Annotated in this window: 12 protein-coding genes; all 12 read right to left on the minus strand. The window is 40.6% G+C overall.

From position 1 onward, the window contains the following. Window positions 1–4: 4 nt before the first annotated feature. A complete protein-coding gene (gene glpK / locus HWQ49_RS05885; protein WP_188206676.1) occupies window positions 5–1,498 on the minus strand; it encodes a glycerol kinase GlpK in 1,494 nt (497 codons plus the stop codon). 212 nt (window positions 1,499–1,710) lie between these two features. Beyond that, complete coding sequence (locus HWQ49_RS05890; protein ID WP_188206677.1) at window positions 1,711–2,241, minus strand: acyltransferase; 531 nt, start codon at window positions 2,239–2,241, stop codon at window positions 1,711–1,713. Window positions 2,242–2,245: 4 nt separating this feature from the next. After that, entirely contained in the window at window positions 2,246–2,884 is a 639-nt protein-coding gene (gene ppaX / locus HWQ49_RS05895) for a pyrophosphatase PpaX (RefSeq protein WP_188206678.1), read from the minus strand. Beyond that, complete coding sequence (locus HWQ49_RS05900; protein WP_188206679.1) at window positions 2,881–3,831, minus strand: nucleoside recognition domain-containing protein; 951 nt, start codon at window positions 3,829–3,831, stop codon at window positions 2,881–2,883. Before HWQ49_RS05900 ends, ppaX begins: the two co-directional genes overlap by 4 nt. Window positions 3,832–3,856: 25 nt before the next feature. Beyond that, complete coding sequence (lgt, locus tag HWQ49_RS05905) at window positions 3,857–4,750, minus strand: prolipoprotein diacylglyceryl transferase (RefSeq protein ID WP_188206680.1); 894 nt, start codon at window positions 4,748–4,750, stop codon at window positions 3,857–3,859. Window positions 4,751–4,763: 13 nt separating this feature from the next. Beyond that, the gene (gene hprK / locus HWQ49_RS05910; protein WP_188206681.1) at window positions 4,764–5,699 is read right to left on the minus strand and encodes an HPr(Ser) kinase/phosphatase; all 936 of its coding nucleotides are present in this window, start codon (window positions 5,697–5,699) and stop codon (window positions 4,764–4,766) included. Between the two features lie 182 nt (window positions 5,700–5,881). Further along, window positions 5,882–6,283 carry a hypothetical protein gene (locus HWQ49_RS05915; RefSeq protein WP_188206682.1) on the minus strand — a complete coding sequence of 134 codons (402 nt, stop codon included), beginning with the start codon at window positions 6,281–6,283 and terminating at the stop codon, window positions 5,882–5,884. 73 nt (window positions 6,284–6,356) lie between these two features. Then, on the minus strand, window positions 6,357–6,713 hold the full coding sequence (locus HWQ49_RS05920; protein ID WP_188206683.1) for a phage holin family protein: 357 nt from the start codon (window positions 6,711–6,713) through the stop codon (window positions 6,357–6,359). A gap of 27 nt (window positions 6,714–6,740) precedes the next feature. Beyond that, window positions 6,741–7,832: a DUF4097 family beta strand repeat-containing protein gene (locus HWQ49_RS05925; RefSeq protein ID WP_188206684.1), complete on the minus strand. Its 1,092-nt coding sequence runs from the start codon at window positions 7,830–7,832 to the stop codon at window positions 6,741–6,743. Window positions 7,833–7,953: 121 nt separating this feature from the next. Beyond that, complete coding sequence (bshB2, locus tag HWQ49_RS05930; protein WP_188206685.1) at window positions 7,954–8,643, minus strand: bacillithiol biosynthesis deacetylase BshB2; 690 nt, start codon at window positions 8,641–8,643, stop codon at window positions 7,954–7,956. Window positions 8,644–8,661: 18 nt separating this feature from the next. Then, window positions 8,662–9,018, minus strand: coding sequence for a YojF family protein (locus HWQ49_RS05935; RefSeq protein WP_188206686.1), 357 nt, complete (start codon window positions 9,016–9,018; stop codon window positions 8,662–8,664). Between the two features lie 19 nt (window positions 9,019–9,037). Continuing rightward, window positions 9,038–11,902: an excinuclease ABC subunit UvrA gene (gene uvrA, locus HWQ49_RS05940; RefSeq protein ID WP_188206687.1), complete on the minus strand. Its 2,865-nt coding sequence runs from the start codon at window positions 11,900–11,902 to the stop codon at window positions 9,038–9,040.

The raw sequence follows: 11,902 nt of genomic DNA on the forward strand, positions 1-11,902 counted from the left end.
CGATCTAGGAAGTAAATACTTGTGTGGTCTTAACAGCCCGCTTCCAACCATCGTATTTTGCTTGGCGTTCTTTATCAGTCATATTCGCGTGAAAAGTACGATCGATGACCCACTGATTCGCGATATCTTCTTTACTATCCCAATAGCCGACTGCTAAACCCGCTAAATAAGCGGCACCTAAAGCGGTTGTTTCATTAACTAATGGGCGTTCAACATCAACACCTAACATGTCACTTTGAAATTGCATTAAGAAATTATTGGTCACCGCTCCACCATCGACACGAAGCTTCTTCAATTGTAAATTGGCATCTTCAATCATGGCGTGGACAACGTCTTTAGTCTGATAGGCTAATGATTCAAGAGTTGCACGAATGAGATGTGCCTTCTCTGAACCACGTGTTAAACCAAAGACAGCTCCTCTCGCTTGACTATCCCAATAAGGCGTACCAAGGCCTACGAACGCTGGAACCACATAGACTCCATCTGTTGAGCTTACTTGGGTCGCATAATCTTCACTTTCAGCCGAAGTTTTAATCAATTCTAATCCGTCTCGTAACCACTGAACAGCAGAACCAGCAACAAAAATGCTACCTTCCAGTGCGTATTGAACTTCGCCATTCACTCCCCATGCTAAGGTCGTTAATAAACCGTGTTCTGATCTTACTGCTTCAGCGCCTGTATTCATTAACATAAAGCAGCCCGTGCCATAGGTATTTTTCGCCATTCCTTGTTCAAAACAAGCCTGACCAAACAAAGCTGCCTGCTGATCACCACATGCCCCACCTATTGGAACATTCTCACCTTGGAAGTGATAGTCCACCGTATGTCCGTAAACCGTTGATGAATCCTTAACTTCAGGAAGCATACTTTTAGGAATCGATAATAAATCTAATAACTCTTCATCCCATTTAAGCTCATGAATGTTATACATAAGCGTCCGTGAGGCGTTGGAGTAATCAGTCACATGTACTTGACCACCTGTTAGTTTATAAATTAACCACGAATCAATCGTCCCAAATAATAGATCGCCGTTTTCTGCCTGTTCACGCGCACCTGTAACATGGTCTAAAATCCATTTCACTTTCGTCCCAGAAAAATAAGGATCAAGCAGAAGTCCTGTCTTTTGCTTAAACAGTTCTTCATGGCCTTGTTTTTTCAACTCATCACAAATATCCTCCGTTTGCCGAGACTGCCAGACAATGGCTTTATGGATTGGTTTACCCGTTTGGCGATTCCAGACAACGGTTGTTTCTCGCTGATTAGTAATTCCTATACTAGCTATTTGTTTTGCATCGACATCGGCTTTTCTTAACACCTCAGACATGCAATGTTGCACAGACGTCCAAATCTCATTAGCATCGTGCTCGACCCAACCCGGTTTCGGAAAATATTGAGTAAACTCTTGTTGTGCCACTTCAATAATCTCACCAGCATGATTAAATAAGATCGCTCGTGAACTAGTCGTACCTTGATCCAGCGATAAAATAAACTTTTCCATTTTTATTCCCCTCACCTTATCATTCTCTTAACGACTTGTATTTTATTCCATTTTATCGAAAAGCAGAGTAGAACTAAAGGAAAGTTCATTTGAAAGTTCGGTTAATTGGAATAAATAGATCTTCAATACTAGTTTTCATCTTGGGAAGAAAAAACACACGTATTAAACCTAATACGATCGTTGTTTAATACATGTGTTTCGATGTGATTGAATTATTTTTTTGATTTTTGTTTCTCAGCTTGTTTTCTTTGTTCCATTTCTTCTTTCGTATAGATCACTCGCATCGGATTACCACCCACAAAGGCTCCTGCCGGGACATTTTCATGAACCAAGGTTGCAGCTGATACCACGGCACCGTCAGCGATTGTCACACCTGGTAGAATCGTACAATTAGCCCCAATCATAACCTCATCTCCAATGATGACATCACCTAAGCGGTACTCTTTGATGAGATATTCATGCGCCAAAATCGTCGTATTGTACCCGACAATGGCATTTTTACCGATATAAATTTTTTCAGGAAACATAACATCTGGCATCACCATTAAAGCGAGTGCGGTCTGGTCATCAATTTTCATACGTAAAAATCGTCGGTACATCCAGTTTTTTAACTTTAATGATGGGGAATAGCGCCCCAGTTGAATAAAGATAAAGTTTTTCATCACTTTAAACAAAGGGACTGTATCGTAAATTTGCCATAGTGAATTGGATTTGGACACAGGGTATCGCTTTGTCTTTCGCATCTGATCACTCCTCGACTATTTTGAGCAAATCAGAGATGTGTTCTAAAACGTAATCTGGCTCTAACCACTCGATAAACTCCCGACCTTTGGCTGACCAAGAAACACCTGCTGTTTTAGTGCCTGCGTGCTGCCCTGCATGAACATCGTGGGAGTTATCACCGATCATGAGCGTTGTTTCAGCTTCACCATCTAAAGCCTTCATCCCTTTTAATACTGGCTCTGGGTCCGGCTTAGCTTGATTAACATCATCTAAACCAATAACGACATCAAAAAATTCGTCTAATCCCGTTAACTCTAACCCTTTAATGGCCGTACTTCTAATCTTGGTTGTAACAATGGCCATCGGAATGCCTTTTTCATGCAATGATTTGATCGTTTCATAAACACCATCGTACATTTGGATATAAGCATCATGATTGGCTAAGTTATGCTCACGATAGGTCTGCATCATTTCATCCACTTGGTCAGGTAGTACCTGCTCAAAAGTGTCTCTTAATGGTGGCCCGATAAACTTTAAAATATCTTCACGTTGATACTCTTGATCGGTATATTGCTGCAAGGTATGTTTAAACGATTCAATAATTAATTCATTGGAATCAATTAACGTTCCATCTAAGTCAAATAGTAATGTCTTGATTGTCATACGACTGCATCCTCTCTCGTTTCGTGTTCCTTATTCTTCTCCATTCGCTTCCAAATATAAGCAATCAGTGCCGTTAATAGGATAGCTGCGACTAAGCGAATTAATAACAGTGGCCATACCGGTATCCCCAGTGGTACAAAGACAAGGGTATCCTCAACAACAGCGTGACAAGTAACTAAGAAGATCAAAACGAGCGTCATATCCTTTTTCGATACATTGTCTTCTTTCACGGCTTGAATCATAAGGCCAGCTCCATAAGCTAAACCAATCGTTAAGCCAGCAACTAGAGTCATTGAAGCATTTTTTTGAACGCCAATCACTTTCGTCATCGGTGCTAGCTTATTTGACATCCAATCTAGCCACTTTTGATCGCGCATCCATTGAATTGCAACCATAAGTGGAATAACAATCGCTGCTAGTTGCAAGATACTGATAAATGCGGTCTGTATAGCAGTAAATACAATTTCTGCCCAACCCTCAGGAGAAGACCCTTCATTAGAAATCAAACCGTATTGAGCAAGCTCACCTCCACCTTGCCAAAACAAGTTAATCATTACAGCCGCAAACATCGCAAGACCGACCCTAACGCTCATAATTAGCCAAAAGTTAACCCCTACTTTGGAAGCGACGGCCGATTCGATAATTAAATTATGAGAAAATGATAGCATGATCGCTAAGATAAAAACTTCTTTCACAGTGAAATCAAAGCTAACAATAGCCCCGATTCCGGCATATAGATTCAGTAGGTTACCGAGGACAAGCGGTACAGCCGCTTCTCCCGGTAACCCAAAGAATCTCATAATTGGCTCCAACCAGCTAATGAGCATCGGAAATACTGGCGTGTAACGGAGCATCATAACAATCACGGTAATTGGAAAAATAATTTTCCCTAAAGCCCATGTAACTGAAAATCCACTTTGTAATCCTTTTTTTAGCGTTTCATTCAACTCCAGAACTCCCTTTTCCTAATGGTTATTTTTTCTTTTTATTTTTCTGCTTTTGCCCAGCTTTTTGTGACTTACCTTTTTTACGTTTATTCAAATTGGTTCCGTCATACAGCTCATCAGCATAACCTTGTTTCTTTCTGTAGTACATTAAGAATAAACTACCGACAATTAATAAGATCGAAACTAACTGAGCAGTGCGCAACTCACCGATTAAATAGAGACTGTCAGTTCGCATCCCCTCAATAAAGAAACGACCAAATGAATACCAAATGAGGTAACTTAAGAAAATCACACCTCGACGTGGATTCACTTTATATCGTAGGATGAGCAAGAAGATAATTCCTAGCGCACTCCACATCGATTCATATAAAAATGTCGGGTGATGATAAACACCATCGACACACATATTATTCATAATCCAGCTTGGAATGTACTGGTGGAAACTTTGATAAACTTCTTGTGAAATCGGACCCCCATAAGCCTCTTGGTTCATAAAGTTCCCCCAACGGCCCAACATTTGCCCGATCAAAATACTTGGTGCAGCAATATCAGCAATCTTCCAGAATGATACGTTCTTGATCTTTGCATAAAAATAAGCAACTAACAACGCACCAATCAATCCACCGTGAATCGCCAAGCCACCTTCACGGATATCAATAATTTCTATTAACGAGTTATAGCGTTCCCACTCAAAAATGACGTAATATAATCTAGCACCAATAATCGCTGCTGGAATGGCAAAGACTAGTAAATCGACGAAAAAGTCCTTATGTAAGCCTAATCTTTTAGCTTCTTTTGTGGCTACAATCAGACCAATTAAAGCACCCAGCATAATCAAAAAACCGTACCAGAATACAGGTAAAGGCCCTAGCTCGATAAATACTCGGTCATACGGTTCATATGCACAAGCTTCATACATGATCTACTCCCCCTTATTCTATTTCGTTATGATCGACGTCTATGACAGCATTTAACCTTTCAGAAAACTCCTCTGCCGTATTCACACCCATTTTCTTTAAACGGAAATTCATCGCTGCAACCTCAATAATAACCGATAAGTTACGCCCTGGACGAACCGGGATTGTTGCTTTTGGCAAACGAACATCCATAATTTTCATCGTTTCTTCATCAAGACCTAGCCGGTCATACTGCTTCTCAGCATCCCAGAGCTCTAAATTAGCTACTAATGAGATTCGTTTAAAATTACGAACCGCTCCTGCACCAAAAAGCGTCATCACATTGATAATTCCTAATCCCCGTATTTCCAGTAAGTGTTCGATTAAATTCGGTGGGTTGCCAATCAACGTATCATAATCCTCCTGGCGAATTTCAACATTATCATCTGCCACTAAACGGTGGCCACGTTTAACTAGCTCTAGTGCTGTTTCACTCTTTCCGATTCCACTTTGACCAGTTATTAAGACACCTACACCATACACATCGACTAAAACGCCGTGCACTGCCGTAGTTGGAGCAAATTTCGTTTCTAAAAAGTTCGTCAGACGACTAATGACACGAGTCGTTTTATATGGCGATCGCATCACCGGAACTCCGGCCTGATCTGCCGCCTCTTTAAGCGCATTCGGAACTTCCATACCACGAGTAATCACAATCCCAGGAGTCACATCTGTACACAAATTCTCCATACGATCACGTACCTCAGGCTCCGTCAAATCATACAAAAACGAAACCTCCGTACGCCCCATTAACTGTAAACGTTCTTTAGGATAATGGGTGAAATACCCCGCCATTTCCATACCAGGACGAGAAATGTCACTGGTGACAATCTCACGGTGGACACCGTCTTTTCCGGCTACTAATTCAAGTTCAAATCGATCAATCAAATCCTGCGTACGGACTTTAACCATCCGTATCTCCTCCTATGTTATAGCTATTAATCACACAAATTTTCTTAGGTTGTTTAGTCCATAAAATCGTTCATAATTACAAATTTAACTATATCACAAAACAATCATAATCGATATGAATCAATCTGACAATTGAAGGGTACTGGAGAGGGTTCTTCACCTGAAAATCGGATCGTTGTCGCTCACGATCGGATTCGTCTCCTGAGCGTCGGATGTATCCCTCTCACAGTCGGACATAGATCGCTCTCAGTCGAATCAACCCTCTCCACAGTCGGACAGACCCCTCTCTCAGTCGGATTAACCCTCGCCACAGACGGACAGAGATCGCTCTCAGTCGAATCAACCCTCGCCACAGTCGGACAGACCCCTCTCTCAGTCGGATCAACCCTCTCCACAGACGGACAGACCCCTCTCTCAGTCGGATTAACCCTCTCCACAGTCGAACAGACCCCTCTCTCAGTCGGATTAACCCTCTCCACAGTCGAACAGACCCCTCTCTCAGTCGGATTAACCCTCTCCACAGTCGGATTAACCCTCGCCACAGTCGGACAGACACCTCTCTCAGTCGGATCAACCCTCGCCACAGTCGGACAGCCCCCTCTCAGTTCCTAACAACAAAAAAACTTGGCTTTCGCCAAGTTTTCTACAACTTCTTCTTTATCGAACAACTTGTTTAAATAAGCTTTGTAACAACACATTTAAAATCGAGATGATAATTGAGGCAATGAGTGCCCACCCGAAGCCGTCGATCACAAAGGTGTCGCCAATAATCCATTGGGCTAGCATTAAGGTAATCGCATTAATCACAAACAAAAACAAACCTAATGTGATAAAAGTGATTGGTAAGGTGAATAGGACTAAAATAGGTTTTACAATTACATTTAATATCGACAATATAAAACTCGCTAGTAGGGCGATCCCAAAGTCTTCAATATAAAAAGCTTCAAATAATTCTGCCACTGCAATAATCGCGATGGCGTTTACGATAATGGCGATTAACCAGTTTTTTAACATACTTCATAACCCCTTTAATGAACCAGCTTACTTAGAGATATTATAGACTCTTATACTGCCCGTTTTTGTAGAAAGATCGACGTCGAAATACTCTTCTCCTTCTTCAGCATAGATGAATTGGGTGACTTTTTTCATCATCTGCTCATCTAATCGTTTGACTTTTGCACGAGGAAGGTCAATATCTACACTACTTACAGTTGTACTAGCTGTTCCATTGATATACATATCCTTTGGCACATATAACTGAATTGATCCTGTTGCGACATTTAAGTCGGCGTGCCGAGCGTCATCATTATGGACATAAACACGAACACTTCCTGTAGTCACATTGGTATTAATTTGATCAACTTCTCCATCGTAAAATACAGAGCCTGTAACAGTGTCTAATTTGACTTTACTTAATTTAGTTTCATCCATGCGAACCGATCCATGCTTCGTATCGACATATAACGTCTCTCCAGTAAAGTCAAACATCTTTACGCTTCCGTTAACCGTTGAAATACGGGCAGAAGTCCATATGATACCGTGAGCTTTAATCGAGCCATTAATGGTTTTAATAAACACGTTTTCATATTGCTGTTTTGGTAAATGGACTTTCAAATCGATGGAAATATCTTTTCGATCTTGTTCAATTTTCAGCATGTCATTTTCATTACTAATAGAGAATGATTGATCAAAGATTCGGTCGGCTCGATCTTGGTCGGTTTCTTTAAAAACTTTTGCTTTCACATAGATTTCAACATTCTCTTCTTCTGTTGGAATAAATTCCAATGTCCCATTAGCTAAATCGATATTCAAATGCTTCACATGGTCTTTGGAATAATCATACGTTCGCTTCACTACTGAATGATTGAAACTAAATTCAAACGGGCCATCCTTCACTCGTTGGAAAGTATCATCAATAAAATTGAAGATTCCTTCAGTAAAGTTCTTCAAGTCACGTTTTAACGTTTTGGAAAAATCACCAGATGACTCTTGTTTTTCAGACGTTTTCTCAGTGTTCGTTTGGCTTTCCTTTGCCTCAGCTTGATCCAGGGCCTCTAACCATTCATCAGCCTCTTCTGCTGTAATATGCCCTTCTTCTAGTAAATTTAGTATCTTTCTTCTCTTTTCACTCATAAGGATTTCCTCCTAATCGTTCCATCTTTCCTACTATTATACGGCAAAGATTAGAAGAAGGAATCAACCAATCGACTGAAAAATTCAATTCCAAGACTCCTACTAGAGACGGAGACTTTAATTACTCATCTAATTCATCAACATCAATTCGATAAAAACTTTCGAATTGCAAGCGTTGTAATGCACTTTCATATTCACCTATAAAATCGGAGCTCTCACGCATTTTACTTAACATGCCTTCTGCTTGTGAACGATGAGCTTTAATAGCTTCAAGTTTCTTTTCAAAAACCGATTCGGTGTCGACAACGATATCTGGCTCGCCCAATACTTCATTGCGATTATTAATAATAGCTGTTGCCCATAGCTCCGGGCGATTTTCTGGCTCGATCCCTTTCACCGCTTCAAAGGCTGCTGCACCCATAGCATTGTGGTCGGGATGGACCGCATAAGGAGGGTAGAAAGTGATCACTAGTGTCGCTCCTAAATCGACAATAAATTGCTTTAGGCGCTGTGCAATATCGTCGCGTGATTCAAATTCAACTGTTTTATCACGATAACCTAACATTTCTAAGTTCATATCTAATACATTACAAGCATCGATTAACTCCTGCTTGCGAATCTCTGGTAATGTTTCACGGTTAGCAAAAAACGGACTACCCATATTGCGCCCCATTTCCCCTAACGTTCCACAAAGATAAGTAACAGGAACGCCTGCTTCTCTAAAGTTTAAAATCGTACCAGATGTCCCAAAGGATTCATCATCTGGGTGTGGATAGATAATGACGACATGCTTATGTTGTGAATAATCCATTTCGTTGACTCCCCTTCCTTACATTCTAAATGGTTTAGGGCTGATTTGTAAGGCTACCATTAGGCGTCCTTGTTGGTCATGCCCAGCTAGTAATAATTGACCTTCATCATTAAACTCATAATCAGTTAACCCTTCAGCGTAAACCCAACCACCTGTCTTTAATCCAACACGGTACGTATCAAAGTCATCTGATTTAATAATCTTTCCACGTTCATATTTAATTTGGGCATTACGAATGTAAGCACCAACATTATGAGCTGTCTTATCAAAATGTTTGGCATAGGCGCCGTTGGTTGTTTCTAAATGAATATAGACAGGTTCATTAGCAAATTGATCGATATATTTTTGAACCTCTTCTTGATTGATCGTTTTCATGTGTATCCCCCCAGTAAAATTAAGTCGTTGTCTGTGCAGTCAACTGACCTTTCATTCGTTTGCGATCTCGCTCTAAAATAGGCTTTAAGTATTGTCCTGTATGTGATTCTGTCACTTCAGAAACCTCTTCAGGTGTACCCGTGGCAATAATTTGACCGCCACCGTCACCACCTTCAGGACCTAAATCGATTAAGTAATCAGCCGTTTTGATCACATCTAGATTGTGTTCAATGATTAAAACGGTATCGCCATTTTTCACTAAACGTTGCAATACCCTTAAAAGCCGTGCAATATCTGCAACATGCAAGCCAGTCGTTGGTTCATCTAAAATATAGAGTGAACGTCCATTACTACGGCGATGGAGTTCACTAGCTAATTTGACTCGTTGCGCTTCTCCACCAGATAACGTAGTGGCTGGTTGCCCTAAGCGAACATAACCTAAGCCAACATCGTCAACGGTTTGCAGTTTGCGCTTAATCTTCGGAATATTTTCAAAGAACTCTAAAGCCTCTTCCACACGCATATTTAAGACATCTGCAATACTCTTGCCTTTATATTTAACTTCTAAAGTTTCACGATTATACCGTTTTCCATGACAAACTTCACATGGAACATAAACATCCGGTAAAAAGTGCATCTCAATTTTAATAATCCCGTCACCACGACAAGCCTCACAGCGTCCACCTTTAACATTAAAGCTGAAACGTCCTTTTTTATATCCTCTCATTTTCGCTTCACTCGTCTGAGCAAACACATCTCGGATATCATCAAACACTCCAGTGTATGTTGCAGGGTTAGAACGAGGCGTTCGGCCAATAGGTGATTGGTCAATATCGATCACTTTTTCTAAATGATCAATCCCTTCGATCGTGTCATGTTGACCTGGTTTTACTTTTGCACGGTGTAAGTTTTTGGATAGTGATTGATATAAAATATCATTGATAAGCGTACTTTTACCTGAACCTGATACACCTGTTACGACCGTCATCAACCCGAGCGGAATGGAAGCATCCACATGTTTTAAATTATTTTCAGATGCATTTCGAATCGTAAGCATCCGTTTTTCATCAGCTGGTCTACGTTCAGCTGGCAATGGAATAAATTTTTGACCACTTAAATATTGACCAGTCAGTGAATCAGGGTCTTTCATCACTTCATCTGGAGAACCACTGGCCACTATTTCTCCACCTTGTGCTCCAGCTCCTGGGCCAATATCAACGAGCCAATCAGCCGCTAACATCGTATCTTCATCATGCTCAACAACTATGAGCGTATTATCCAAATCACGCATTCGTTTTAACGTATTAATTAAGCGATCATTATCACGCTGATGTAACCCAATCGAAGGCTCATCAAGCACATATAAAACTCCGGTTAGCGCTGAGCCAATTTGGGTAGCTAGACGGATTCTTTGAGCCTCTCCACCTGATAAGGTTCCGGCAGAACGTGATAAATTCAAGTAACTTAACCCAACGTTAACTAAAAAGGTTAAGCGATCCTTAATTTCTTTAATAATCATCTGAGCAATTTTCGCTTCCTTTTCACTTAACGTCACATGATTAATCCAATCTAAGCCGTGCGCCACTGATAAATCAGTTACTTGACCAATATGCTTTCCTTCGATTTTAACTGCCAAAGCTTCACCATTTAATCGATAGCCCTCACATGTTGAACACGCAGATTGGGCCATGTATTTCTCCATTGTTTCACGAATAAAACTTGATGAAGACTCACGGTAGCGTCGCGCGATATTATTTAAGACACCTTCAAAGAAGATCTCATTTTCCCTGACACTGCCCTGATCATTTTCGTATCGGAATAAAATCTTCTCTTCCCCACTACCGTATAAGATTTTTTCCAGTTGATCTCTTGATAAATCTTTAACTGGTGTGTCCATATCAATTTGATAGTGTTCACAGACACAAGCCAAAAGCTGGGGGTAGTATTGTGATGAAATCGGTTGCCACGGGACAATTGCTCCTTCATTTAAGCTTAAGGTCTTATCAGGAATGACTAAGTCTAAATCGACTTCTAACTTGGAGCCTAAGCCATCACAAGTTGGACAAGCACCTAATGGATTATTAAAGGAAAATAATCTTGGCTCGAGCTCCGTAATCGTAAACCCACACTTCGGACATGCATGATGTTCGTTAAATAACATCTCGCCCCCATCAATTAAATCGATCACAACTTGACCATCACTTAATTTTAACGCGGTTTCAATCGAATCACTTAGTCTCGATTCGATCCCTTCTTTAACGATAATCCGGTCAATTACGACCTCTATTGTGTGTTTTTTATTTTTATTGAGATCTATCTCCTCGGAAATTTCTCGCATGTCCCCATTAACTCTTAAACGGACATACCCCTCTTTCTTCAGATCCTCAATAACTTTCTTATGTTCACCTTTGCGCCCTGAAATGACTGGCGCTAAGATTTGTAATTTGGTTCGTTCTTCTAGTTCTAAAACACGATCAACCATTTGTTCAACAGTTTGCGCTGAGATTTCCTCTCCGTGAATCGGACAGATTGGCTTTCCTACACGAGCAAATAATAAACGCAAATAGTCATAGATCTCTGTCACCGTTCCAACTGTTGACCGTGGGTTCTTACTCGTCGTTTTCTGGTCAATCGAAATCGCTGGAGATAAACCTTCAATCGCATCGACATCCGGTTTATCCATTTGCCCTAAAAATTGTCTAGCATAGGCTGATAATGATTCTACGTACCGTCTTTGTCCTTCCGCGTAAATCGTATCAAAGGCCAATGATGACTTACCTGAGCCCGATAAACCGGTCATGACCACTAGTTTATTTTTAGGAATCGTCACATTAACATTTTTTAAATTATGTGCTCTAGCTCCTTGTATCGTAATTGATTTCAT

The sequence above is a fragment of the Alkalibacillus aidingensis genome (assembly GCF_014595945.1).
GTDB classification, from domain to species: Bacteria; Bacillota; Bacilli; order Bacillales; family Alkalibacillaceae; genus Alkalibacillus; species Alkalibacillus aidingensis.

Coding starts and splice junctions, on each gene's coding strand:
- HWQ49_RS05925 (WP_188206684.1), bottom strand. CDS start 7,832: ATGAGTGAAAAGAGAAGAAAGATACTAAATTTACTAGAAGAAGGGCAT.
- hprK (WP_188206681.1), bottom strand. CDS start 5,699: ATGGTTAAAGTCCGTACGCAGGATTTGATTGATCGATTTGAACTTGAA.
- HWQ49_RS05890 (WP_188206677.1), bottom strand. CDS start 2,241: ATGCGAAAGACAAAGCGATACCCTGTGTCCAAATCCAATTCACTATGG.
- lgt (WP_188206680.1), bottom strand. CDS start 4,750: ATGTATGAAGCTTGTGCATATGAACCGTATGACCGAGTATTTATCGAG.
- glpK (WP_188206676.1), bottom strand. CDS start 1,498: ATGGAAAAGTTTATTTTATCGCTGGATCAAGGTACGACTAGTTCACGA.
- bshB2 (WP_188206685.1), bottom strand. CDS start 8,643: ATGGATTATTCACAACATAAGCATGTCGTCATTATCTATCCACACCCA.
- HWQ49_RS05920 (WP_188206683.1), bottom strand. CDS start 6,713: ATGTTAAAAAACTGGTTAATCGCCATTATCGTAAACGCCATCGCGATT.
- HWQ49_RS05935 (WP_188206686.1), bottom strand. CDS start 9,018: ATGAAAACGATCAATCAAGAAGAGGTTCAAAAATATATCGATCAATTT.
- uvrA (WP_188206687.1), bottom strand. CDS start 11,902: ATGAAATCAATTACGATACAAGGAGCTAGAGCACATAATTTAAAAAAT.
- ppaX (WP_188206678.1), bottom strand. CDS start 2,884: ATGACAATCAAGACATTACTATTTGACTTAGATGGAACGTTAATTGAT.